Here is a 21,669-nt window from a genome sequence, read left to right as displayed (position 1 = left end):
ATCTTATGCACCAACCGGTAGATTGCCGCCGCATCACCCGTGATCCCGCGTTCGGTCAAATGATCCCTCATAACTCATTAAGATAACGGGTATCGGCAGTGCCAGCGGACTGCCAGACAGATCACGTCTTTGGGAAATCGATGGTGTTTGAACCGGTCTTAGCGCGGCATGTGGCTCCCCCTGTCTTTATCATTGTGACGTCGCGCTTCAGAAGAGTTAACGCAACAGAGCCTCTGCAATTTCCAATAAATTTTCCATCACTTGATCTGTGACGGATCCCAGTTCCACGGGTTTGGGCTATTCATGGCGTATGGTCAGCGGTTCGCTGAAAGTGAGAGTGCGGTAGGGGAAAGGAATTTCGATGCCTGCATCGTCGAGTGCGCGTTTGACTGCACCGATCACCTGATCGCGCGAGGCCCGGATGTCGAGCGGTTGCGAACCGGTCCACCATGTGACTTCGAAATCAATGGATGATGCGCCGAATTCACGGGCAAACACCTGCACATCTTTGACGTCATCACGCACCGTATCCACCTGTTGCACCGCCTTTTCGATGACGGCGCGCGCTTTGTCGACGTCTTCGCCGTAAGCCACGCCACAGATAATTGTGGTACGCCGCAGATCGCGGTCCGTTCGCACAGTAACGGGCTGCTGAAAGAGCAGATGGTTGGGTACCACCACCAGCTGTCCGTCTGTCTGGCGAACATGACTGTCACGGATAGTGATCTCTTCGATCTGGCCTTCTATACCGTCACATTCGACATGATCGCCGATGGCAAATGGCTCGCGCAACAGGATCAGAATACCGGCCAGAAAATTCTCGAAAGTATCCTTGAAAGCAAAGCCGATGGCTACGGATCCAAGGCCCAGCGTGGTCAGCGCCCTTGCCGGGGTGATTGTCGGGAAGACGACTGCAAGCGCGATCAGAATACCCATCAGCCAAAGGCCCGTGCCTGCCAGCAGCGAGAGCACGTCGGTGAGGTTGCGCCGCAACCGGAAACGCCGGCCAAGCCGGCGGATCACAGCCCGCGACAGGGATACAACGCCCCAGGTCACCAGCAGCAACAGGCCCGCGGCCGCCACTTTCGGTAAAGCCTCGATCAGCCCCTGCCAGTATCCGGTCAGCTGGCCTGTCAGAATGTCGTTGATGGCTGCGAATGACATCAGTGTCTCCCTCAGCGCGCGGCTCAGATAAGCGGGCGCTTTTTCATCTCTTCCAGTTCTATCCCTGCGACCTGTGCCAGCTCGCCAAGATCATGCACGGTCAGCTTACCGTCTGCCCAGGCTGCGAGCTGGCGGCTGCGCAACCGTGCGAGCGTTTTGTTAGTGTGCACGAGTGAAAGACCCAGCGCATCTGCCAGATCCTGTTGCTTGAAGGGCAGGGGCATTTCGTCATTGTGCACCATATTCAGTGCATCGGCGCGCCGGAACAGCATGACCAGTGCCCATGCAACCGAGGAAATAGCATCGCGCTGGCCGATGTTGGTCAGGCTGTCACCGAGGAAATGCTCTTCGGTTGCCGCGATCCATGTGATGTCAAACGCGCGGTCGGAAGACGATTTGAAAAACTCGAAAAAATCCGACCGGTCGAAAACACACAGGGTCATGTTCGTCGTGGCTTCGACCGAGTGACCCATTTCACCCATCATGCCTGCCTGAAGGCCGATAAAGTCGCCCGGGAAAATGAAGTTAATCACCTGGCGGTTGCCATCGGGCAGCAGCTTGTAGCGAAGACCCATGCCACGCAGAGCAGTGTAGACCTGAGGTGCGTTGGATCCTTCCATCAGGATCGGTGTGCCAGCGTCAACAGTAAGTTCACCTGCCTTGAACCGCTGTGTCTTTTCAACCTCATCCTTGGTCATATCATCGAAGAAATCGATTTTCCGCAGCGGGCATTTTTCGCAACTGGTCGTCATAACAACTCCTTTGAACTCTGGTTATCAATGCACAGCACTTGCGCTGGTTCCGTCTCTCATACACTCCCGGGGGCTGTTGCGACGGTTCACCGCAGCCTCTTTCGGCACAGAACCCGCCGCAATGCTGCGACGGGTTCTGCAACTGGTTTGCGTCCGCAAAGGGGCGCGTCACACCTCCGCTTCAGTCATTGGAAGCGGTGCGGTTGTCCTCTTCGGGGCTTACAATGTCGATCGTCGGAACGGTCGTCTCAATCGTTGTTGTACCCACTTCGATGTCACCGGTTTCTGCCTCGAACTCGGGCAGGTTACCGCCTTCCACTGAGATGTCTACATCCGGCATGGAGGCCTCTTCGGTCTGATCAATGTCCACCATAAAGACGCCAAATGCGATGGCGAGAACGGCAGCGACAGATGCAATAATAAGTCCGGGTCTCATAGTGATCTCCTTTGCTTGTTGCTGGCGGGACAACGGGAACAGAACCGAACGGGTTCCGAATTATTTAATTTTTTAATTTCGGAACTTCTATGGATCAGGGAACGTTGACATCCCGACTTTCAACCAAACAAGGAGAAAGAAAATGGAATATGGTATTGTTGGACTTATTGTACTCGTCCTGAACATTTATGCACTGGTGAAGACATGGACGAGCGGCGTCTCGCTTGGTGCAAAACTGGTTTGGACACTCCTCATTCTGGTGCTGCCAGTCATCGGGTTCATTATCTGGTTCTTCGCTGGCCCGCGCGGTTCGGCCCACGCCACTGCGTGACGCACCCCTCACAATGACATCAACACCGGCGCATTCGGCGCCGGTGTTTATTTGACCGGGGAGAGCACCCTTGACCGAGCCTGCCAGAATACGGATGACCGCGACACCACCCGGGCTGAAGTTTGCCCTGTACCTGATCGCCGCAGCGGCGACCGTCTGGTTGTTGCAATCCGGCACACCGGTCTTTCTGCCCCTGATCATCGCCTTCACTGCAGGCATTGTATTTGCGCCGATGGCCGATGCGTTCGGCAGGGCCGGTGCGCCGCCTGTGGTTGGGGCGTTGGCCGTTCTGGTGATCGTACTGTCTGTTATCGCGACCGGTGTGCTGCTGTTTTATCCGGTTGTGGCGGAGTTCATCCTGCGCGTACCGGTTCTGTGGTACGAGGTGCAGGAAGCTTTCAGCGGTCTCAAGAGCACGATGCAAAGCGTTGACACTGTCCAGGAGCAGGTCGCACAGACCCTCGATCCTGGCGGAGGAAGCGAGAACCAGGAAAGCGCTGGCGTTTCCGTGCCGGGTACGCGCGACGTCCTTGCTTACATCCCTTCTGTGGCCGCACAGATCATGATCTTTGTCGGCGTATTGTATTTTTTCCTGCTGACACGCCGGGACCTTTACCGGTTTGTCGAACGCGGCACCGGCGCGCTTACCGGGATCGCGCTGTACCGCGCTGAGCGTGAGGTCTCGCGGTACTTCCTGAGCATCACCGCTATTAATGCATGCTTCGGCGCCCTGGTAGCGCTGATGCTGTCAGCGCTGGGGATGCCCAACCCTGTCTATTGGGGACTGGGTGCTTTTCTGGTCAACTTCGTTCTCTATCTGGGGCCTATCGCCTTTGCGCTGATGCTGCTGGCTGGCGGGTTGATCGTCTTTGACGGCCCTATGAGTTTTGCGCCGCCGCTGTTTTACATGATGATGAATATGACAGAAGGCCAGTTCGTCACCCCGAGCCTGGTGGGCCGCCATATGAAAGTAAATCCGCTGCTGATTTTTCTGTCACTCGTGTTCTGGGTATGGGTCTGGGGGCCACTGGGCGGACTGATCGCCATTCCTCTGCTGGTTTGGTTGCGTCAGATCAGCAAGGCGCTGGAAACCGGAGCGGAGCAGGCTGCGCAGCAAGCTACCCCGGACAGTCGCTCGGCGGACCTGATCCGACTGGAGGGCGTACATGGCGCCGCTGAATGATCTGAAGATACTGATCACCGCCGCGGAAGCCTATTCGGCTTTAGAGGAGGCTGTTTTGGACGCGCAGACCCGCATTGATGCGGGTTTTCGCGTCTTTGACCCTCGCACGCCGCTGCAGTCGGAGCGCGCACGCAGGATTGGTAACACGTGGGTCGATCTGCTGGTGCACAAACTTGATCAGGGCGTTCAGGTTTCGATTACCCTCACGGATTTTGACCCGGTCATGCGGGCAGGTATGCATCAGGGCAGCTGGAAATCCTTTAGTATCTTCGCAGGTATCTCTGAGATGTCGGACAACGGCGGTCTTCTGCGAGCTGTGGTAGCCGATCATCCTGCACGCGTGGGGTGGGGGCCAAGACTGATGCTGCGTCCGGCCGTGCAGGGACAGATTGCAGGAACGTGCCAGCGTCTGAACGCAATGGCAGAAGAAATCCACAACGAGGCCTGGCGGTGTATGCCGCTCTTTCGGGAACTCGCAGTTTTCCAGGACGGACAGCTTCGACCGCGTCGGGATGTCATGGTGCCGATGATGCCGGTAAGCCATCACCAGAAGATGGCTGTTATAGACGACCGTGTGCTGTACATCGGCGGTCTTGACCTGGACCAGCGCCGTCTCGATACACCAGACCATCGCGGAAAATCGGAGCAGACCTGGCATGATGTGCAGGTCATTCTGACAGATCCCGCGCGGGCCCGCAGCGCGCGGGAACATCTTGATCATTTTCTGGACGAATGCGCCGGAAACCGGCCTGTTGTTTCGCCGCCCGGCCTTTTGCGCACCCTGTCGGTGAAGCGCACGCGCGACGCCGCGTCGCTGTCTCCGGACGTTACCGATACAGGCATCATGGACCGCCACCTTGCACTGATCGGCCGGTCCGAGCATCTTATCTATCTGGAAAGCCAGTTCATGCGTGACCCGGTGATCGCGGAGGCACTGGCAGAGCGGGCAGCGCAGGCCCCTGAACTGGGTCTGGTGATCATTTTGCCGGGGGCACCGCTGGAAGTAGCTTTCGAGAAAGACGACAGCATCGATCTGCAGTTCGGCGAATTTCTGCAGGCCAAAGCGGTGGATATGCTGCGCGATTCCTATGGAGAGCGCTTATTTGTCGGATCGCCCGCACAGCCGACCGATGCGGGTTACGATGAACAGGGACGCCAGCTGCTCCATGGTGCGCCAATCATTTTTGTGCACTCGAAAGTATCGGTTTTTGATGATCAGGCAGGACTGGTCAGTTCTGCCAATCTGAATGGTCGGAGTATGCGCTGGGACACTGAGATGGGTATCGAAATCTCGGATCCGGCACAGGTGCGGCAGCTGCGTCAAAGGGTGATGGGGGCCTGGCTTCCGGCAAATGCAAACGCGGATATGACCTGCGCTTCGGTTCAGACGGTCGAGCAGTGGCGACAGTTGGCCGAGATCAATGCAGCCACGTCTCCACGGTCTCGTCAAGGCTTTGTTTTACCGTATGAAACTGAGCCTGCGCGCAAAATGGGTTTGCCCATTCCCGGTTGGCCGACCGAAATGGTTTGACAACAAAATCGGGAACTTTCCGGACCTCTGCGCGTTGGAGTGATGAACCTGTAACATGGAGGACGTAATGAGCGACTTTCCAAAAGACGCCGGCACACCCGGCATGCGCGCGCGTATCGATAACGCCGCTGACGAAGTAACCAGAACGGTGCACGAAGAGGCTGAAAGAGCCGCCGGTCGTGTGACGTCTCAAGCCGGAGACCGGGTCGAAAATGCCGCCGCAGCCGCAGCCGCTGCAGGCAGCGAGTTCGAGACGGGCAGCATGCAGGCACAGGCCGCTGATCACATGGCCGCCAGTCTGCAACAGGTTGCGGGCGCCATACGCGACACTGATCTGAAACAAGCCGCCGGACAGGTTTCCCGCTTTGCCCGCGAAAATCCGCTGCTGTTTATCGGCGGCACGACATTGCTGGGATTTGCTGCTGCACGCTTCCTGAAAGCTACCGACCAGCAACCCGCTTCCGCGCGTCAAGAAACTGACGCAGATCCGTGGACTGGTCACGTGACTTCGTCGGCCGAGGCGGGCACAGCCGATGCAGCCCCAGACCGGAGGGCTTCGGCATGAGAGAAGAGGAAACGTATTACCGGGCTCAACCGGACCCTACTGATGCGCCCGGACTGATCAGCGCCGCAATTCAACAGGCGTCATTGCTTATTCGCAACGAAATGGCACTGATGAAGCGCGAAATAGCAGGCAAAATGACTCGCGCGGTCACCGGTATCGCCATGATGATATTGGCAGGCTTCCTTGTACTCTCTGCCTTGGACGTTCTGACTGCCGCAGCCGTCACCGGCATTGCAGCGTTTGGTGTGCCAATCTGGGCGGCATCGCTGCTCGTTGGCGGACTGGCCATCGCAATCGCCGCCGTATTTTTTATCATTGGCCGCCGGCGTCTGACGTCAACCAGCCTTAAGCCCGAGCGCTCTGTCGAGAACATCCGCCGGGATATCGAAACACTAAAGGAGACTGCTAATGTCTGACAGCATCCGCGACATCGAACGTGACATCGAAGCTAGCCGCGGCCTGCTGGAACGCTCACTCGGCCAGCTGATGACTGCTCTTTCGCCGCAACAGGTGTCTGACACCCTCGCGCGGGAGATGCAGCAGCGCGGCGGTGCAGCAGTCCCTGCCGCCATGGACATGGTGCGCGCAAATCCTGCCGGCGTGGCACTTGTGGGCATCGGCATTGCGGCTCTGCTTGCCGGGCCCAAGCGCCCCGTGAACCGTCCACAATTTGATACACGCAGTGTGCCCGTCGCCGAAAGGCAGTCGGGCGATGACCCGCTGACCGGAGAGTTTGACCGCCGTGTCGCAGCCGCAGCCGCTGATCAGAATGAGGAACCGCGTGCGCCGCGTCTGCGGGCAGCACTGAATGATGGCCTGGCCAATCTGCCTGCACCTGCGCGCCGTCGTGTAATCAAGGCGCGCGAAGCAGCGATCGAAGTTCAGGAAAAGCTGGACCGCAAAGCCGCGGCCGCAGGCAGACGCGCCCGCTCGTTCCACCAGCGCCAGCCGCTGGCGACCGGGGCGTTGGCTCTGGGCGTGGGTGCTGTTGTTGCAGCACTTTTACCGCGCACCCGCATGGAGGACGATCTGCTGGGCGCACGCCGCGATAACCTGTTGCAGCAGGCAGAGTTCGCCCTGCGTGACGAGCTGGCCCAGGCGACAGCTACCGGCGAGGCCGCGGTGCGTGAAGGCGTGCGTGCTGGCTACGACAGGCTGCGCGCTGCCACCTGACACTGGCCGCCACCGATCCTTTTCTACCCCTGAAACGAGGAGACTGACATGACTACGACCATTCATTCCGCGAGACCCGAAACCCTGACCAATGCCAGCGTACCCGAAGAGGACAGCGCAGCAGATAAAATTAAAAGTGCAGTAGCCGACGCCGGCGAAAAGATAACTGACCGCGCCACGAAGCTGCAGGGGGAAGCAACCGTACAGGCAGAACGCGCCGTCGCGACAGCTGCTGACAGCGTCGAAGATCTGCAGGCTGGTCTGAACGAGGTTGGCCGCCGGGCCCGCGAGGGCGTCGAAAAGCAGCCGCTTATGGCAGTCGCGGGCGCACTGGCTGTGGGTGTTGTGGTTGGTATGGCGCTGTCGCGCAACCGATACTGACCCGGGGAATCTGGTGGCTTATTGACAATGGCGGCACCCCTGTTTGGGGTGTCGCCCTTTTGTCATCTGATGGTGATTGCACTCGCCCGATGCCGGGTGAATTCAATACGCAAAAAAGAAATTAATTGTGGAACATCGACGCGGCTGATGGGTTTTTTTGACATGGAACATATGGTCAGAACAACCGCCCTGTCAGTCGCATTTTGTTATGCAACGGCGTCCAGCGCCCGGGCCGAGGCGCCCGTATGTATGCCCACTGCCGAGATGGAAGCTGCCCTCGTGGAATGGCACGGCGAGCAGCTGGTTGCTGAGCACCATTCGGGTGGAAAGATCTGGGCGGCCGGAACAGGAGGCAGCTGGACGCTGATTTCATATCGTAAGGATGGTTTGAGCTGCACTCTGGCGCATGGCGAAAACTGGAGCCTGGATATGGCAGGTGATGATGTCATTGCGGACTACGCGGATGTCATACCGCCTGATCCGCGTCCATTGCAGCTGGCACAGACGGCGCGCCCGGGCGTGGTGTCGCAATAACCGGCGGCGCTGTTTCAAAATTGTGCACAAAAAAAGAGCGGCCCGCGAGGACCGCTCCTTTTTTCCTGCACTCGGCAGCATGGTTATACAGCCTCGTCGAGCGCTTCACCGGCGTTCTGTACGTCTCTGCCAACGCCCTTTGTGGTTTCACAGGCAGCAAGAGCCGTCAGCGCGAGAGTCATAGCGATAATTCTGAACATTTCGGTTTCCTTTTCTTGTCTTACAGGGGTGAAACGCACGACTCTCTTTTTTGTTCCGCAGGATCAGACATATGCACCGCCGATGCTCTTACCCATCAGTCAGACTGCGATTGTGACCGATTTTTCATCGACCAGTTCGGTATCTGGAATCTCAAAAGTGATAGTGAGCGTGTATACACCGTCGGTCTGAGAGCTCTCCAGCTTGCCGTCGAGCTGAGAAGCAAAGGCCCTGACCAGGTTCGACCCGAGCCCGGTACCATCGGAATCGTCCGTTTCGTCTGCCACCGTGTTGATTACGCTGAGGGTCGCCCTGCGTTTTCCGGTCTCGGTGTCCCTGTCTGTCCCCGACAGGATAACCTGGATGCAAGGCGCGTCGCCGCCGACATATTTGAGAGCATTTGTGACGGCCTCAGAGACCAGCAGGGACAGAGGCATGGCCTGATCCGGGTGCAGCACCACAGGGGCAAGATCAGTGTCCACAACGACGTTCGATCCGCGTGGCAAACCAATGTTGACTGCCTGCCGAACAATTTCGCGCACGGTCTCTGCCGCATCGATGTTTTCCATTGACTGGGCCTCATAGATGGACTGATGCACCGAGGCCATTGCCATAACGCGGTCCTGCAGGCGGCGCACAACAGTCTTTGTCTGATCAGAATGACCGCCGCGCAGGATCATGTTTATGATCGAGTTGATAAGCTGGAGATTGTTTTTAACGCGGTGATGCACCTCCTTGAGCAGCACGTTTTTTTCGCGCACAGCGCCTTCCAGCTCGGCTTCTTCCCTCAGAATGGTGCCTGCCATATCGCGGAAGTCGGTCTCCAGATCAAAAAGTTCGCCGCGCCCGCGTACCGGCCCTGTGGGAACCTTTCTGGTTTTAAGGAAGTCGCGGAACTGATTTCTAAGCGACTGCACACCGTCAATGACCAGTACCTGCATAATAAGAAACACCACGAGCAGACTGGCAAGCCACATCAGACCAGCGAGCACGATCGTCCGCCAGTAGGGTGTTTCTGCCTGCAGCAGACCCGTGTCGGAGCTCCATGTGCCAATTGCATAAGCGGCACCGGGCACCATCGGCAGAACGGCATAGGTCCGCGTGACGCCAAGACCCGAGCGTGCCTGGAATGTGTAGGGTTCCGTGCGTGCCAGAACAGCAAGATCAGTATCAGCGGGCAGAATCGCCTGCGCGTCCTCGAGCTGCTGTTCAGAAGTCAGAACCTCGCCTTTGTTGTTGAAAACGATCAGGCCCAGCGGACCCTCGCCTGCCAGATCATCAGCGGACGGCTTGAGGTTAGCATGCGGGATCTGCAACGTCATATGCCCTGTATAGACCTCGCCCGAAAACACAGGCGTTGCGACCACCAGCAGTGACTGTGCGGGGTTTGCTGCATCGCGGGTGGCGTAAAGACCCAGCTTCTGCTGCTCCATCAGGCCGGTGCGTCCGAGTTCATCCGCCGATGCTCGTTCGGCTACGGTTGTCACTGCTGACCGGCAAGGCACGCTGCCATCGGGCAGGACCAGGCCAACAAAACTGTATAACGGGCTGCGGCGCTGAAAGTTCTCCAGAATGGATGAGCACCTTGACGGTTCGGATAGCAAGGAGACTGCGGTGTTGCCGGTCGCTGCGGCAGCGCCAATGGCGCGCTCAATGATCAGACGTTCCCGCGCAGCGGCTCTTTCGGTTACGGCGAGAAGTGCAACTTCGGCCCTTTCGCGATCATCCTGAAAAATGCGGTCCGCCTGCCAGACAGCAATGATACCCAGAGGCATAAGAGCGAGGGTCACCAGCAGCGTGGCCCGCAACGCCAGGCCTGCGCCGGCGGAGCGGTGCATTCTGCGCCACATCACGCGGCAGTTTCTCCGACTGGTGGCGCGGGGGCATGCAGTTGCGATATGTTCTGATAAAACAGATCTGTCACGCCACCAGCGCCCGTATAAAAGAGTATCACCTGCTTTTCCTTTTTCCGGACTGGCCAAGATCCTGCGCCCGCAGGCGGTCAAGCAGGTTGTTCAACCGCTCGGGCAGCGCGCTTTCAGAACCTTCGCCGTAAACCCTTTTCAGGTTTTCCTCTATCACTTCTGATACTCTGTCAGAATACTCACTCTGGGCCACCGGGTGACCTCCTCTCAAAACACAAAACAGCTGGGAACAAAACGCGATGGCCGGGCGTTCGGTTCCGAAACAATTTTCACAGTGTGGAGAAAATGATGTCTGATCCCAGCCAGGTCCGCGATCTTGCCGATGAAATCAGCCGGCATCTGCCGGGTTTGCGCCGGTATGCGCGCGCGCTGACGGGCACTCAGAAAGCCGGAGATGATCTTGCAGCTGCCACGCTGGAAACCATAGTCAGCGACACGGCGGGCTTTGACCGGTCCGTCCCGGTGCGTCAGGCCCTGTTCGGGGTATTTCACGGTATCTGGCACGCGCGGGGCACGCCCGCGGACACGCCTGACACCGATCTGAACGCAGCGGCTCAGGTGCACCTGAGCCGTCTGACGGCCAACAGCCGTGAAGCGCTGCTGATGTCGGTTCTCGAGGGCTTCACCAGTGATGAGATTGCTGGCATCCTCGGCCTCGACAAAGAAAACGTATCGGCGCTTTTGCAAACCGCCTATGACGAGATGCAGGCCTCCGTTGCAGGTACTGTGATGATCATCGAAGATGAAGCACTGATTGCCATGGACCTCGAGGGCATGGTGACGGAAATGGGTCATGAGGTTACAGGGATCGCCCGGACCCATCTGGCGGCTGTTGCGCTCGCGGGCCAGAAGGCGCCGGATCTGATCCTTGCGGATGTCCATCTGGCCGACAATTCATCCGGGATCGATGCTGTCTCAGACATCCTAAATACACAGGGTGAACGGCCTGTGATCTTTATCACCGCCTATCCGGAAAGACTGCTTACGGGCAAACCGCATGAACCTGCATTCATGATCACCAAACCCTATACAGAAGCGCAGGTCAGTGTTGCTGTAAGTCAGGCAATGTTCTTTTCTTCAACAGCTACGCTGCGCAGCAGCTGAGATCAGCATGTCAGGCCTTGGCAAAAAGGTCTTTGAGGGCCTGCACTTGGTCAGAGTGCACAGCAAACAGGATTTCCTCTCCTTCTGATAATGTTTCATCCTCCTGCGCAAAGCTCTCTTTTTCGTCACGGACAACGGCGACAGCGCGGCAGTCTGGCGGCAGGTCCAAATCGGCCAGAGTGCTGCCGGCGGTGTGCGCGGGAACATCCAGACGCAGCAGGCGCAGGTCCCCTGTCAGGTTCGTGTCGCGTGCCAGTTCAGTGTCGTCCTCGAGCGCACGGCAGAGGCTGCGCGCAACAGTCACATGCGGCGTGATCGTATCCTTGAGATCCAGTTCGACACAGACGTCAAGCAATTCTGCCGAGACAATCTGTGGGATCACCCGGCAGAACCCGACAGAACGTGCAACAATGGCCGTCAGGATGTTGTCATCCGAAGCATTGGTCAGGGCAATCAGCACGTCATCTTCAGAACCGAAGGCCTCGCGCAGAGTGTTGGGAGAAGACCCGTCACCCTGGATCATACCACAGTCCATGTGCTCGGACAGCCGTTCAAGCTTTTCGCGGTCTTTGTCAATCAGCACGACCTCATGCCCTTTTTCAATCAGTTGATCGGCTGTAGCTACTCCGAACTTTGATCCTCCGACGATAACAATCCGCATATTCAGCTCCTTTGAGAGGGGATGTGCCAGGTGCGTGGCAGGACCAGCAACAGTATGGCGATAAATTCCAGGCGTCCCATCAGCATAGCCAGGACTGTGCCGGCTTTAAGGCTCGTGGAAAGATCAGGCGATATGACACCGGCTGACAGGCCCACAGTAGAAAAGGCAGACACCGTATCAAAGAGCGCCGGCATCGGGGGATACCCGCCGGCCAGAAATCCGCTCCAGAGGATCAGAACCGAGGTACTGTAGAGCAGAAATATAGCGAGCAGGCCGATGAGTTTGCTGTCGCTGACTGGCTGCCCGTATTCGCGCAACGGTGCTACTGCGTTTTCCGGAAGACGGGGCTGACGCGCGGCATGTCGTGTGGCACGCAGCAAGGTGGTCAGTCGGGCCAGTTTAATGCCTCCGGCGGTAGAGCCTGCATCCCCGCCGAAGATCATTGCCACGACAAAGATGAGCAGCAGAACGGGGTGCGCAGGCATGTCACTGACCGAAAAACCTGCTGTGCTGATGGCGCTGAGCAGGTTCATGGCATGGGCGTAATACGCTGTTTCATCCAATGCGAGCATGGTGCAAATGAGAACGGCGAGGGCCGCTGCCGACCACATTGCAACGCGCTGAAATGAGCCGAGCTTCCAGGCTTCCCGCCAGTCCCCCTTGCTGAGGAACGCCACGGCCAGCAAGGATATTGCGCCCGATACCGACGCGACAATCACAAGGATTTGGGTCAGCTTTGAATAGCTGCCGAGCGAATCCGGAAGAAACGCGAACCCGCCCGTGGACACTGCAGACAGCGACAACAGCAACCCCGTCGTAACAGAGCCCGTACTGGCGGATATGGCCAGCCAGAACAGCAGGGTCAGACCCGCGTAGGCGCCCAGCAGTTGACGGGCGCGGCTGCGGGTCGAGGCAATACGGTCCCCTTCATCCAGACCTGCGCGGCCCATTTCGCGGGCCATCGCGCCCGGCCCGATCAGCATGGCAAGTACAGCGGTTGCCATCGCCAGACCGCCACACCACTGCATCCAGCTGCGCAGAACGTGCGCGGCAAAGGGCCATTTCGACGTATCAGATGCCACGGAAAGCCCGGTCGTAGTGATAGCGCTCATCCCTTCAAACAGGCCATCGATACCGGGCAGGCCCAGCACCGCGAAAGCCGGGACTGACAGCAGCGGTACTATGATGAACAGGAAAGCCAGCACAACGACCGCTTCCGCTTGGCGCAGGTCAGCGGGCTGGGGCAGATGGCGCACAGACCACCAGAGCAGCATGCCCGCGACACCGGGCACCAGCAATACGAGAGCGAACAGCCAGGCCTCTTCCGTTGCCGACCATAACATCGGTGGCCAAAAGACAAGTGGGAAAAGCACGCCATGTTTCGCAAGCGTGAGTGCAACGCAGTGCACGCGCGCCGGTTTCAACAGGATCTGACTGCCTGACTTCCGGGTCAGCGGTGTGGGCATACGTGCGGTCGGCCTTTCATTTTGCGCTGTGACAGCACGAGCTTCGAACGACCTGTGCGCGCCACTCCTCAGGCAACATAATGATAATGCGCAGTAGCCCGGTTGGTTCCCCCGGGTACGGGCAGGTCAGCCGTTTTTCTCCAGCTCTGACGCAGATTTGAGCACCTCATCGCCGTCATCCTGCTCGATGAGAAAGGCAGGGCAATCCGGACTGGCATCGCGCGTCACCTCCGCGCCTTTGAGGGTACGGGTTACCTTTTTGCGTAACCCGTTCTGCTACCCGGCCTGTGCCGGTACCGGACCCCCAGTTCCATTCAACCCGGTCGCCGCATTCTATGCCTGACATATCGTATTCCTCGTTCATGAAGCACTTCGATAAATCCACAACGCGGCGACAGGGCAGTCTGTTCCTCTGAAAGGTTCGGAACAAACCTCCTGCCCGACGCGTTACAGCGTCACAGACAAGCGCCGCGAAAGGCAAAAAAGCTCCCATGACATCACGCAATCTGACCACCGGACCGGTGTGGCGCGCGCTCGCAGCCGTCTCTGCCCCAATGACTTTCGGCATTTTTGCAGTTCTGAGCGTCGGGCTGGTAGATGCCTATTTTCTGGGTCAGCTGGGCAATGCGCCACTGGCGGCGGTCGGGTTCATCTATCCGGTCACAACGGCGCTGACCTCGCTGGCAATCGGCCTTTCAGCCGGTGCAAATGCCGCCATTTCCCAGTCTTTGGGCAAAGAAGAAGAGGGCGACACGCCGCAGCGGCTCAGCCTGCACGCAACAGTCATCGGCTTTGCATTGTCGATCGTAGTAGCAATGGTGTTTGTCTCTTCGGCAGGTACGCTCTTTGGCTGGATGGGCGCTTCGGACGCGCCGCTAAAGGAAGCGAAATCCTACGTACCTTTCTGGTCACTGTCGTTTCCGTTTCTGGTGCTGATGATGATCCTGAACGCGGCGTTCCGGGCACATGGCGACGGGTCGACCTCCTCGATAATCATGATCCTTGCCGCGGTTGTGAACATCGCCCTCACACCGCTTTTCATTTTTGGCTGGGGGCCTGTCGCGGGCCTGGGCACCGAAGGTGCAGCAGTGGCAACGGCCATCGGGCGCGGCATCGCCTGTGGCATTGCGATCTGGTGGGCCTGGCGCAGTGGTGTCCTGACCCTGTGCAGCAGCATCTTTGACGGGCTTGCCGGTTCGGTCCGGGATATCTTTAGCGTCGGGCTGCCAGCGGCTTTTTCCAACGCGATCAATCCTGCGGGTATGGCCCTGGTCACGGCGGCGGTTGCCACTCTGGGCGATGCGGCTGTTGCCGGATTTGGCGCAGCGACCCGGGTGCAGTCCGTCGCTGTTGTTGTTTTGCTGGCACTCTCTGCCGGGATTGGACCGGTTGTGGGCCAGAACTGGGGGGCGGACGAACAGGGCAGGGCGCGCAGGGCCGTCGGGCTGTCGTGGATGATCTGTGTGGTCTACGGCGTGGTGCTGGGAGTGATACTTGCCCTCTTTGCCGAACCGGTCGCGGGGCTCTTTGCTGAAGGGGAGGCAAGAGACTTTGCCGCCGGATACCTGCGCGTTGTCGGCTGGAGCCTGTTCGGCTATGGAATCGTAATCACGACAAACGCAGCGATGAACGCCAGATCCAAAGCAGTCTGGTCCATGGGCCTGAGCCTGGGCCGGATTTTTCTGGTCTACGTGCCCGTTGCCTGGGCCGGTGCTGTCCTGTTCGGATACAACGGGATCCTTGCCGCAGCAGTTGCCGCAAATGTGCTGGCTGTCAGCGCGGCATGGTATTGCGCGGCCTCAACCGGTCTGACACCGCAGTTCAGGGCCAGAGACAAGGCTGTGCCACAGGCGGCAAAAGGTTAAAACATCTGCAGGCGGATGTTTTTGAGCAGCCCGCACAACTGCTAAAGCGGCCTTTCAACGGGCCTTGTCGCCGGGTACAGAAAAGCGCCCGTACAACCAGTGTTGCGCGGGCGCCGAAATTCGTCCGGGTTTGTTTACGGTTTGCGGCGGCGCATCACACCCAGGCCTGCAATGCCGGACAGCATCAGCAGCGCGCCGGCCGGCAGAGGTACAGCAGAGATTTCCACGCGAAGCGAGCCGACATTGTCTAAAAGTGGGTTGTCCGAGTAGAACACATTGATCGTGCTGCCCGTACCCTGAATCAGCGCTGTGTATACCCGGTCAGCGCGGAACTCACCGAAATCAATATCTGCGCCGTCAACTCCGACGCCAATCTCCCGAGAACTCGTTCCGTCGAGCGGCTGGAGCGGGTCAGAGCCAAGATTGAAGTATTCCGCATCAGCAACATGGCGGGTTGGGTTGGAACCCAGCATAAAGGTGCCCGAAACAGTCAGACGGTACGTCTGGCCAAGTTCCAGAACTATATTTGAATCCGTGCCCGCGGCGCTTGTGACATCAAGCTCGAAAGTGTCGATTGTCGCGGCCGTGGCCGCAGTGGACAGAAATACGGCTGCAACGGTGGCAGAGACGGCTTTGAACATGATTACTTCCTTTGGATAAACAAAACTGACTGACTTCTGGCCAATTTTAACTAACTGGTAACTACAGGACACAGACGTCACGTGCCAATCTTGCCTGCGAGCATGGTTAACAGCGCTCTCAAACACTACCCACACTACAATATTCCCGTTTGCGGCGCCGTGGAAAAATATCAGCCGGTGGGAGCGAGCGCGCACATCAATGTCCCAGGACGTGCAAAGCTGCCGGTTTACGCGGGGTTTCAATTGCCGGAGATGTGCAAACAGATGCAGGCTGGGCGTATGCAAAACGTGTCTCAGGTAACATTCACAGCATCGGACGGATTTGAAATGGGCGGCACCTTATATACCGCCGGTGCGCAAGCGCCATTTGTGATCGTGAATGGTGCAACCGGCGTTCCACACAGTTTTTATCGCCGGTTTGCTGCACACAGTCAGCAGGCGGGTTTCTCGGTTTTGACCTTTGACTACCGGGGGGTCGGCGCATCGGCCCCGAAGGACCTGAGAGGTTTCAGCGCACAGGTCAGTGACTGGGGTCTTATGGATATGCAGGCCGCTGTAAATTTTGTCGAAAGCACCTGCACACCGGATGCGCTTTACATTGTCGGCCATTCCGCCGGCGGGCAGCAGGCCGGTATGATCCGTAGCCCCGACAAGATTGCGGCTATGGTCACTATGTCGTCGCAGTCAGGTTACTGGCGATTGCAGGGTGGCTGGGAAAAACCAAAGGTCTGGTTTTTTGTGACGGTTTTTATCCCGATGCTGACCCGGCTTTTCGGGTATTTTCCCTGGCGATACTTTGGCGGCGAGGATTTGCCGTACCACGTCGCACTGGGCTGGGCAGCCTGGTGTCGCTCTCCCGGGTACCTGCTGGATGACGCGCGCCTGCCGCTTCACAGGTTCAGAGAATTCGGGTCACCCGTTCTGGCCTGCTCGATTGATGACGACAACTGGGGCACGCGCGCTGCGGTCGAGGCGATGATGTCAGCCTATCCAAACGTAGAGTTTCGCCACCTGATACCCTCAGAATATGGTCTGACCAGACTTGGTCACATGGGTTTCTTCCGAAAAGGATCAGAAGCGCTGTGGGACGAGACACTGCGCTGGTTGCAGCAGGCGCACCGAAGGTAACAGCCGGGCATCGCACAAAATGTGCAAACCTGGCCCATCAGCTCGCCAGTCCTTTGCGGAAATCTGTTGGTGTGCACCCGGCGAATTTCAAAAAGGCGCGGTTGAAAGCGCTCAGCGAATTGAAACCGGTTTCCGCTGAAATCTGAATGACAGAAAGCTCATCCTGTGACAAAAGCTCCAGCGCGCGTATCATGCGCAGCCGCGTCAGAACCTCTGACCAGGTCATACCAACATCCTGCGCGAAACGGCGTTGCATGCTGCGTTCTGACATATTTGCAGCACGGGCCACATCTGAAGACGTCAGCTTTCCGGCCAGCAGCTCTTCGGTGATTTCGATGGCCCTTTCTATCGCGGGATCTGTCGCGCGCGGGCGCCTGACATCGACGGATTTCTGGATCAGCCCTGCGCAGGCATTTAAGAGCGCCAGAAAAAATCCGCGGGCTTCGGGGGGCTGCGCTTTTTCCGGGCCCCAGTCGCGACAGTATCGGATCATTTCCCGTGTCATTGCCGACATCTGAAACGCAACCGGCCTGTCGGGCAGCGTCGTGCACAATCCATGTCGCACAAGAACCGAACAGGTGGTCACAGGTTTGCCGATCTCGGCTGTCAGCGGCGTGTTGGCAGGCACCCATGCTGCAAACGAAGGTGGCAAAAGCCAGCTTTGGTCCCGGACCGTGACGCGCAATGCACCAGCCGCCGCATAGAGCAGGTAGTCGCGCTCAAAAACGGCGTCCAGTGGCGGACGCGGTTCGATATCCTGAAAAAAACAGTAAGCATCTGGAAGCTCATGCGTCATGGTCTAGACTGTATCGACCTCTGCAACCGTGGTCACGGGCGGCGCTTTCATCAACGGAAGCAATCCCTGACCTAACCGGGCGAATGTACTGCTCGCGCGATAGTCGTCGAAATAGGCCATAGATTCCCACTGCTGCAGAACCGCGATGCCCTCGCCGGAAGGATTGCAGAACAAGGCATAGCGCTGGCAGCCTTTCATGTTCAGAACATCGGCCGCATGTTCGGAGAAAAGGGAAATCACATCTGCCAGATCGGATGAAGCAACGACGGCTTCGACGGTTACCAGTTTCATGACATCTCCTCTGACTTACAGGTTTTCGGGATTGCCGGTGGCAAGACGGGTCACAACACCGCGCGGTTCGCCCAGTTTCGTGTCGGTAACCACAAACCCCGCGTCGCTGCGCACCAACTGCGTGCAACTGTTCTTTGGCCCGTTTTCCCAGTCGATACAGTATTGATCCTCTGCGATTGTCCAGGAGCCCACAAGTTTCAGACCGGCAGGAAGCAGGGCAACGGCCGATCCGTCGCCCGCATAGTAGATCGGGGCGGTTCCGCCGTCCGGAGCGCCGGGCGCACCGGCAGGAATTTCAACGTAAAGCGTATTGCCAGTGATCAGGGCACCAAGCTGTACCGAATTCATGATGTCGCCTGCAAACGCGGCAGTGCTGTATGCTGCCGCGAACAGCAGCGGGTTGAAGAATAAAAGAAGGTTTCGTTTCATGATGTTGTCCTTTTCAGAGAATGGACCAAGTGTAGGCAGAGCGATGCCTGGCGGTCTTGTGCATATTCGCCAATCATGCGCCCTGATCCGCCAAAATGATTTCTGCAGCTGAATCAGCTCGCGCATGTGCACACCCGCATGACAGGTCACTGAGGGACCGATCAGACACATCCGGTTCAGGCGGGGAAATCTGTGCCCTGGCAGCCAGTCAAATGGCCGACATCAGCCGTCGGCACACCCCCGACACCAGAAAAACGGATGCCAGCGCGCAGGCGCTGGCATCCGTCAGGTTACTCATGGATTGCGTCTCAACTGCGTGCCGGCGCTTCCACACCTGACCATTCCGCGACCATGGCTGGCATCCGTGCTCCCTGCACATCAATGGCAGCCACCTGACTGTTCAGTTCGGACAGCTCAGCCGGGGTAAACCGAACTCCGGCGGCTTCGATGTTTTCAAGCAGATGCGGCATCTGGGTTGTGCCGGGTATGGGCACAATCGATGGCCCCTGTGCCATCAGCCACGCGAGAGCAATCTGACCCGGGGCGGCGTTCTTTCGTACCCCCCAGGTTTTCACCAGCTCAACAAGCGCCATGTTGGCCTCGCGGTTCTCCGGGTCCATCCGCGATGTGTTTGCGCGAAAGTCACCGGGGGCAAAGCTTGTAACCATATCAATCGCGCCAGTGAGAAAACCGTATCCCAGCGGACTGAAGGGAACAAATCCGATACCCAGCTCCTCGCACAGCGCCAGCAGGCCGTTTTCCGGACCACGCCAGAGCATCGAATACTCATTCTGCACCGCCGCCACCGGCAGTTCAGCATGCGCCCGCCGGAGCGTATCAGAGCCCATTTCGGACAGTCCCCAGTGCAAAACCTTGCCTTCATCCATCAGGTCACGCACTGCACCTGCCACGTCTTCGATCGGCACGGTGGGATCAACGCGGTGCTGATACAAAAGATCAATCCGGTCTGTACGCAGGCGGCGCAGTGAGCCCTCAACCGCCTTTTTGATGTGAGAAGGGTCGCTGATCAGACCAGGCGCCCATTGGCCAGTTTCCAGGTCGACGTTAAAGCCGAACTTGGTGGCGATCTGAATACGGTCCCGGACCGGTCCCGCAACTTCGCCAAGGATACGCTCGGATTCATGCGGTCCATAGACTTCTGCGGTGTCGATAAAAGTGACACCCCGGTCCACTGCAGCACCGATAATATTGTGCATCTCAGCACGGTTCGGAATTGTCGTAGAGAATGTCCGGCTGTGGTTTTGTACACCCAGGCCGATAGCAGACACTTCCAGCGCACCCAGCATACGCCGCTCCTGCGGCATTGCGTCAGGCGGGGTAGTCTGCGCGGCAGTGCGGGATGATGACAGGCCGCCCAACGCGAGAGCAGCGGCCCCGGCAGTCAGAAGCGCGCGGCGTGTCGGCGAAACAGGAATAGTCATAGTATCTCTCCGTGATTATGAATTTGAAGGGGTTTGAACAGCGGCTCAGCTGCCAGGCGTGTTGCGCACAAAGGCGTTGCCGCGCTCAGCTGTAGCTGTGAAGGTCATGGCATCGACTTTCCAGCCGGCGTCCGTAAGGACAAATCCGTGCACATAGGTGCCCCAGACTTCCCAAAGCGCTTCGCCGCCATTCCCAGGCAACGCGCCGCGCTCCATCCGGTTCCAGGCATAGCCATGAGACAGCATTGTGGCCGAACCATCCGCCTCAAAAGTCACGCGGTGGTTGCCGCGAAGATGAAACGACTTTTTTTCTTCGGTCAGGTTGGCGGACCAGCCATCGATCAGCGCGTCTGCCGGGATAGTGGCCGGCGCACCGCCGGTAAGGGACGTGAAGTCTACATCGATCGTTTCGGAAAAGAACGAACGTGCCAGCGCCCAGTCCTTTGCGTCGACCGCGGCGTCCAGTGCGTCAGCGATGCGGATCATCTCGGCCTGCGCGACATGTGTGTCTGCTGTCACGGGTGTACCGGCCATCAGCGCAACATCGGCAGCGGCAGGAATGGATGTTGCCAGCAGGCCGGCGATAAGGGGGGCAGTGAATATACGTTTCATCAGGTGTCTCCATCGGTCTGTGTGATGGGACTAAACTGAGGCACTAATCACATAATAAAAAATTCTATGAAGGTATGGGATACATACTTTTCAGGCATCTATTTCTTCAACAATCGCCCGCAGCCTCTGCGTCAGGCCTCCGACGTTGCTGCGTGTAACAAACAGAAATTCAATGGGGACAGACAAACCCTCTACGCGATAAAACCTCACCCGCTTTGGCGGGCGGTGCGCATTGGCGGAATTAACAAAGGCGCAACCCACCCCTGCAGAAACCAGGCTGAGTATGGTCGTTTCGTTTTCGGCCTCCTGCACTATCACAGGATCAAATCCGATGCCCGCAAGCGCTGCATTCAGCGCATCGTGATAGGCGGGTGCAACAGCGCGCGGGAAAGAAACGATGGGCAATCCGTCAATATCTTCCAGTTCAAGGTCGCTGTCCTTTTCAAAATCCAGATCGGCAGAGGCCGCAAGGACCACATTGTCCACACGCAGCGGCATGATCGAAAAAGCGCCCCCGACAAGGTTATCCTGTCGGTAGACGAATGCCGCGTCCAGTTCTTCGGAAAGGATCGCGTTGATCTGTTCGACCGATCCCATCGGAACAACATCCATTCGCACATTGGGACAGGCGCGGGCAAAACGGTTCAGCGCCTGAGGCAGATGCCCGGACCATGATGCGCTCTCCAGCAGCCCAATCCGCAGGTGACCTGCTTCGCCCCTGTCAATCCGCCGTGCCTCCTCGACAGCAGAGTCGGATGCTGACAGCAGCGTTCGCGCGCGCTCTGCGAAGGCGCGTCCTGCATCCGTGAGGACAACTCGGCGGCCCTCCCGCAAAAGCAAGTCTACCCCCATCTCCGCCTCAAGATCCCGGATCTGGCGCGAGACTGCCGGCTGGGCGATGTTCAGCCGGTCTGCCGCGTGGGTAATGCCGCCATGATCGGCGACAGCCACAAAGTAACGCAGATGCCGCAGTTCCATAATACATACCCAAAAGTTATCACTTAGTGCCGAAATTAGCATTGGTGGGCATCATCTGCAAAGGTCATTCTCGTGCCAGCTGA

Annotated in this window: 26 protein-coding genes and 1 pseudogene; 11 read left to right on the top strand and 16 right to left on the bottom strand. The window is 58.1% G+C overall.

All coding sequences use genetic code 11. The features are described 5' to 3' along the window. Positions 1-297: 297 nt before the first annotated feature. From Q1A34_RS03400 to Q1A34_RS03390, 3 genes are all read right to left on the bottom strand, one after another. On the bottom strand, positions 298-1,164 hold the full coding sequence (locus Q1A34_RS03400) for a mechanosensitive ion channel family protein (RefSeq protein WP_300030752.1): 867 nt from the start codon (positions 1,162-1,164) through the stop codon (positions 298-300). Positions 1,165-1,187: 23 nt separating this feature from the next. Further along, positions 1,188-1,916: a Crp/Fnr family transcriptional regulator gene (locus Q1A34_RS03395; protein WP_300030749.1), complete on the bottom strand. Its 729-nt coding sequence runs from the start codon at positions 1,914-1,916 to the stop codon at positions 1,188-1,190. A gap of 181 nt (positions 1,917-2,097) precedes the next feature. Further along, the gene (locus tag Q1A34_RS03390; RefSeq protein ID WP_300030746.1) at positions 2,098-2,352 is read right to left on the bottom strand and encodes a hypothetical protein; all 255 of its coding nucleotides are present in this window, start codon (positions 2,350-2,352) and stop codon (positions 2,098-2,100) included. Positions 2,353-2,494: 142 nt separating this feature from the next. Here Q1A34_RS03390 and Q1A34_RS03385 point away from each other — a divergent pair, with 142 nt between their 5' ends. The 8 genes from Q1A34_RS03385 to Q1A34_RS03350 all read left to right on the top strand — a co-directional run bounded on the left by Q1A34_RS03385 (position 2,495) and on the right by Q1A34_RS03350 (position 8,050). After that, a complete protein-coding gene (locus Q1A34_RS03385) occupies positions 2,495-2,683 on the top strand; it encodes a PLD nuclease N-terminal domain-containing protein (protein WP_300030743.1) in 189 nt (62 codons plus the stop codon). Positions 2,684-2,777: 94 nt separating this feature from the next. After that, positions 2,778-3,866, top strand: a complete 1,089-nt coding sequence (locus tag Q1A34_RS03380; protein ID WP_300030740.1) for an AI-2E family transporter — start codon at positions 2,778-2,780, stop codon at positions 3,864-3,866. Next, a complete protein-coding gene (locus Q1A34_RS03375) occupies positions 3,850-5,397 on the top strand; it encodes a phospholipase D-like domain-containing protein (protein WP_300030738.1) in 1,548 nt (515 codons plus the stop codon). Before Q1A34_RS03380 ends, Q1A34_RS03375 begins: the two co-directional genes overlap by 17 nt. Before the next feature lie 67 nt (positions 5,398-5,464). Next, positions 5,465-5,962 (top strand): hypothetical protein, encoded by a 498-nt coding sequence (locus tag Q1A34_RS03370; RefSeq protein WP_300030736.1) that lies wholly within the window; start codon positions 5,465-5,467, stop codon positions 5,960-5,962. Then, on the top strand, positions 5,959-6,378 hold the full coding sequence (locus Q1A34_RS03365; protein ID WP_300030734.1) for a phage holin family protein: 420 nt from the start codon (positions 5,959-5,961) through the stop codon (positions 6,376-6,378). The genes Q1A34_RS03370 and Q1A34_RS03365 overlap by 4 nt, the downstream gene beginning before the upstream one ends. Continuing rightward, the gene (locus tag Q1A34_RS03360; protein WP_300030732.1) at positions 6,371-7,135 is read left to right on the top strand and encodes a DUF3618 domain-containing protein; all 765 of its coding nucleotides are present in this window, start codon (positions 6,371-6,373) and stop codon (positions 7,133-7,135) included. Before Q1A34_RS03365 ends, Q1A34_RS03360 begins: the two co-directional genes overlap by 8 nt. Positions 7,136-7,183: 48 nt before the next feature. Further along, positions 7,184-7,516, top strand: coding sequence for a hypothetical protein (locus Q1A34_RS03355; RefSeq protein WP_300030730.1), 333 nt, complete (start codon positions 7,184-7,186; stop codon positions 7,514-7,516). Positions 7,517-7,663: 147 nt separating this feature from the next. After that, a complete protein-coding gene (locus tag Q1A34_RS03350; RefSeq protein WP_300030728.1) occupies positions 7,664-8,050 on the top strand; it encodes a hypothetical protein in 387 nt (128 codons plus the stop codon). A gap of 83 nt (positions 8,051-8,133) precedes the next feature. Here the strand turns inward: Q1A34_RS03350 and Q1A34_RS03345 are convergent, their stop codons facing one another. The 3 genes from Q1A34_RS03345 to Q1A34_RS22035 form a co-directional block, all read right to left on the bottom strand. Further along, entirely contained in the window at positions 8,134-8,250 is a 117-nt protein-coding gene (locus Q1A34_RS03345) for an entericidin A/B family lipoprotein (protein WP_300030726.1), read from the bottom strand. 99 nt (positions 8,251-8,349) lie between these two features. After that, the gene (locus Q1A34_RS03340) at positions 8,350-10,086 is read right to left on the bottom strand and encodes a sensor histidine kinase (RefSeq protein WP_300030725.1); all 1,737 of its coding nucleotides are present in this window, start codon (positions 10,084-10,086) and stop codon (positions 8,350-8,352) included. A gap of 112 nt (positions 10,087-10,198) precedes the next feature. Then, positions 10,199-10,330 carry a NepR family anti-sigma factor gene (locus Q1A34_RS22035; protein ID WP_366942815.1) on the bottom strand — a complete coding sequence of 44 codons (132 nt, stop codon included), beginning with the start codon at positions 10,328-10,330 and terminating at the stop codon, positions 10,199-10,201. Positions 10,331-10,461: 131 nt separating this feature from the next. On the opposite strand from Q1A34_RS22035, the gene Q1A34_RS03335 reads away from it, so the two are divergent. Continuing rightward, positions 10,462-11,277 (top strand): response regulator, encoded by an 816-nt coding sequence (locus tag Q1A34_RS03335; RefSeq protein WP_300030723.1) that lies wholly within the window; start codon positions 10,462-10,464, stop codon positions 11,275-11,277. 10 nt (positions 11,278-11,287) lie between these two features. Here the strand turns inward: Q1A34_RS03335 and Q1A34_RS03330 are convergent, their stop codons facing one another. The 3 genes and pseudogenes from Q1A34_RS03330 to Q1A34_RS03320 form a co-directional block, all read right to left on the bottom strand. Further along, positions 11,288-11,938: a TrkA family potassium uptake protein gene (locus tag Q1A34_RS03330; protein WP_300030721.1), complete on the bottom strand. Its 651-nt coding sequence runs from the start codon at positions 11,936-11,938 to the stop codon at positions 11,288-11,290. A 2-nt stretch (positions 11,939-11,940) separates the two neighbouring features. Beyond that, positions 11,941-13,281 carry a potassium transporter TrkG gene (locus Q1A34_RS03325; protein WP_300030719.1) on the bottom strand — a complete coding sequence of 447 codons (1,341 nt, stop codon included), beginning with the start codon at positions 13,279-13,281 and terminating at the stop codon, positions 11,941-11,943. A 249-nt stretch (positions 13,282-13,530) separates the two neighbouring features. Next, positions 13,531-13,750, bottom strand: a pseudogene (locus Q1A34_RS03320) (DUF2945 domain-containing protein). A 145-nt stretch (positions 13,751-13,895) separates the two neighbouring features. On the opposite strand from Q1A34_RS03320, the gene Q1A34_RS03315 reads away from it, so the two are divergent. Beyond that, the gene (locus Q1A34_RS03315; RefSeq protein ID WP_300030717.1) at positions 13,896-15,269 is read left to right on the top strand and encodes an MATE family efflux transporter; all 1,374 of its coding nucleotides are present in this window, start codon (positions 13,896-13,898) and stop codon (positions 15,267-15,269) included. A 134-nt stretch (positions 15,270-15,403) separates the two neighbouring features. Here the strand turns inward: Q1A34_RS03315 and Q1A34_RS03310 are convergent, their stop codons facing one another. Next, positions 15,404-15,910, bottom strand: coding sequence for a VPLPA-CTERM sorting domain-containing protein (locus Q1A34_RS03310; RefSeq protein WP_300030715.1), 507 nt, complete (start codon positions 15,908-15,910; stop codon positions 15,404-15,406). A 327-nt stretch (positions 15,911-16,237) separates the two neighbouring features. Between Q1A34_RS03310 and Q1A34_RS03305 the strand changes: the two genes are divergently transcribed. Continuing rightward, positions 16,238-17,038, top strand: a complete 801-nt coding sequence (locus Q1A34_RS03305) for an alpha/beta fold hydrolase (RefSeq protein ID WP_300030713.1) — start codon at positions 16,238-16,240, stop codon at positions 17,036-17,038. Between the two features lie 37 nt (positions 17,039-17,075). Here the strand turns inward: Q1A34_RS03305 and Q1A34_RS03300 are convergent, their stop codons facing one another. The 6 genes from Q1A34_RS03300 to Q1A34_RS03275 all read right to left on the bottom strand — a co-directional run bounded on the left by Q1A34_RS03300 (position 17,076) and on the right by Q1A34_RS03275 (position 21,586). Continuing rightward, entirely contained in the window at positions 17,076-17,834 is a 759-nt protein-coding gene (locus Q1A34_RS03300; RefSeq protein WP_300030711.1) for a helix-turn-helix transcriptional regulator, read from the bottom strand. Between the two features lie 3 nt (positions 17,835-17,837). Further along, positions 17,838-18,125, bottom strand: a complete 288-nt coding sequence (locus Q1A34_RS03295) for an antibiotic biosynthesis monooxygenase (protein ID WP_300030709.1) — start codon at positions 18,123-18,125, stop codon at positions 17,838-17,840. Between the two features lie 15 nt (positions 18,126-18,140). Continuing rightward, positions 18,141-18,554 (bottom strand): hypothetical protein, encoded by a 414-nt coding sequence (locus tag Q1A34_RS03290; protein WP_300030707.1) that lies wholly within the window; start codon positions 18,552-18,554, stop codon positions 18,141-18,143. Between the two features lie 308 nt (positions 18,555-18,862). Beyond that, entirely contained in the window at positions 18,863-19,996 is a 1,134-nt protein-coding gene (locus Q1A34_RS03285; RefSeq protein ID WP_300030705.1) for an aldo/keto reductase, read from the bottom strand. A gap of 45 nt (positions 19,997-20,041) precedes the next feature. Then, positions 20,042-20,608, bottom strand: a complete 567-nt coding sequence (locus Q1A34_RS03280; protein ID WP_300030703.1) for a nuclear transport factor 2 family protein — start codon at positions 20,606-20,608, stop codon at positions 20,042-20,044. 90 nt (positions 20,609-20,698) lie between these two features. Continuing rightward, on the bottom strand, positions 20,699-21,586 hold the full coding sequence (locus Q1A34_RS03275; protein ID WP_300030701.1) for a LysR family transcriptional regulator: 888 nt from the start codon (positions 21,584-21,586) through the stop codon (positions 20,699-20,701). Positions 21,587-21,669: the final 83 nt, after the last annotated feature.

The sequence above is a fragment of the uncultured Roseobacter sp. genome (assembly GCF_947491795.1).
Taxonomy (GTDB): domain Bacteria; phylum Pseudomonadota; class Alphaproteobacteria; order Rhodobacterales; family Rhodobacteraceae; genus Roseobacter.
Note: the sequence above shows the minus strand (reverse complement) of the source record. Positions and strands in the feature narration are given on the sequence as shown.

Excerpts from the sequence above, each read along its gene's own strand:
- Q1A34_RS03400 (WP_300030752.1), bottom strand. The coding sequence starts at position 1,164 with ATGTCATTCGCAGCCATCAACGACATTCTGACAGGCCAGCTGACCGGA.
- Q1A34_RS03395 (WP_300030749.1), bottom strand. The coding sequence starts at position 1,916 with ATGACGACCAGTTGCGAAAAATGCCCGCTGCGGAAAATCGATTTCTTC.
- Q1A34_RS03390 (WP_300030746.1), bottom strand. The coding sequence starts at position 2,352 with ATGAGACCCGGACTTATTATTGCATCTGTCGCTGCCGTTCTCGCCATC.
- Q1A34_RS03385 (WP_300030743.1), top strand. The coding sequence starts at position 2,495 with ATGGAATATGGTATTGTTGGACTTATTGTACTCGTCCTGAACATTTAT.
- Q1A34_RS03380 (WP_300030740.1), top strand. The coding sequence starts at position 2,778 with ATGACCGCGACACCACCCGGGCTGAAGTTTGCCCTGTACCTGATCGCC.
- Q1A34_RS03375 (WP_300030738.1), top strand. The coding sequence starts at position 3,850 with ATGGCGCCGCTGAATGATCTGAAGATACTGATCACCGCCGCGGAAGCC.
- Q1A34_RS03370 (WP_300030736.1), top strand. The coding sequence starts at position 5,465 with ATGAGCGACTTTCCAAAAGACGCCGGCACACCCGGCATGCGCGCGCGT.
- Q1A34_RS03365 (WP_300030734.1), top strand. The coding sequence starts at position 5,959 with ATGAGAGAAGAGGAAACGTATTACCGGGCTCAACCGGACCCTACTGAT.
- Q1A34_RS03360 (WP_300030732.1), top strand. The coding sequence starts at position 6,371 with ATGTCTGACAGCATCCGCGACATCGAACGTGACATCGAAGCTAGCCGC.
- Q1A34_RS03355 (WP_300030730.1), top strand. The coding sequence starts at position 7,184 with ATGACTACGACCATTCATTCCGCGAGACCCGAAACCCTGACCAATGCC.
- Q1A34_RS03350 (WP_300030728.1), top strand. The coding sequence starts at position 7,664 with ATGGGTTTTTTTGACATGGAACATATGGTCAGAACAACCGCCCTGTCA.
- Q1A34_RS03345 (WP_300030726.1), bottom strand. The coding sequence starts at position 8,250 with ATGTTCAGAATTATCGCTATGACTCTCGCGCTGACGGCTCTTGCTGCC.
- Q1A34_RS03340 (WP_300030725.1), bottom strand. The coding sequence starts at position 10,086 with ATGCACCGCTCCGCCGGCGCAGGCCTGGCGTTGCGGGCCACGCTGCTG.
- Q1A34_RS03335 (WP_300030723.1), top strand. The coding sequence starts at position 10,462 with ATGTCTGATCCCAGCCAGGTCCGCGATCTTGCCGATGAAATCAGCCGG.
- Q1A34_RS03330 (WP_300030721.1), bottom strand. The coding sequence starts at position 11,938 with ATGCGGATTGTTATCGTCGGAGGATCAAAGTTCGGAGTAGCTACAGCC.
- Q1A34_RS03325 (WP_300030719.1), bottom strand. The coding sequence starts at position 13,281 with ATGTTATGGTCGGCAACGGAAGAGGCCTGGCTGTTCGCTCTCGTATTG.
- Q1A34_RS03315 (WP_300030717.1), top strand. The coding sequence starts at position 13,896 with ATGACATCACGCAATCTGACCACCGGACCGGTGTGGCGCGCGCTCGCA.
- Q1A34_RS03310 (WP_300030715.1), bottom strand. The coding sequence starts at position 15,910 with ATGTTCAAAGCCGTCTCTGCCACCGTTGCAGCCGTATTTCTGTCCACT.
- Q1A34_RS03305 (WP_300030713.1), top strand. The coding sequence starts at position 16,238 with ATGGGCGGCACCTTATATACCGCCGGTGCGCAAGCGCCATTTGTGATC.
- Q1A34_RS03300 (WP_300030711.1), bottom strand. The coding sequence starts at position 17,834 with ATGACGCATGAGCTTCCAGATGCTTACTGTTTTTTTCAGGATATCGAA.
- Q1A34_RS03295 (WP_300030709.1), bottom strand. The coding sequence starts at position 18,125 with ATGAAACTGGTAACCGTCGAAGCCGTCGTTGCTTCATCCGATCTGGCA.
- Q1A34_RS03290 (WP_300030707.1), bottom strand. The coding sequence starts at position 18,554 with ATGAAACGAAACCTTCTTTTATTCTTCAACCCGCTGCTGTTCGCGGCA.
- Q1A34_RS03285 (WP_300030705.1), bottom strand. The coding sequence starts at position 19,996 with ATGACTATTCCTGTTTCGCCGACACGCCGCGCGCTTCTGACTGCCGGG.
- Q1A34_RS03280 (WP_300030703.1), bottom strand. The coding sequence starts at position 20,608 with ATGAAACGTATATTCACTGCCCCCCTTATCGCCGGCCTGCTGGCAACA.
- Q1A34_RS03275 (WP_300030701.1), bottom strand. The coding sequence starts at position 21,586 with ATGGAACTGCGGCATCTGCGTTACTTTGTGGCTGTCGCCGATCATGGC.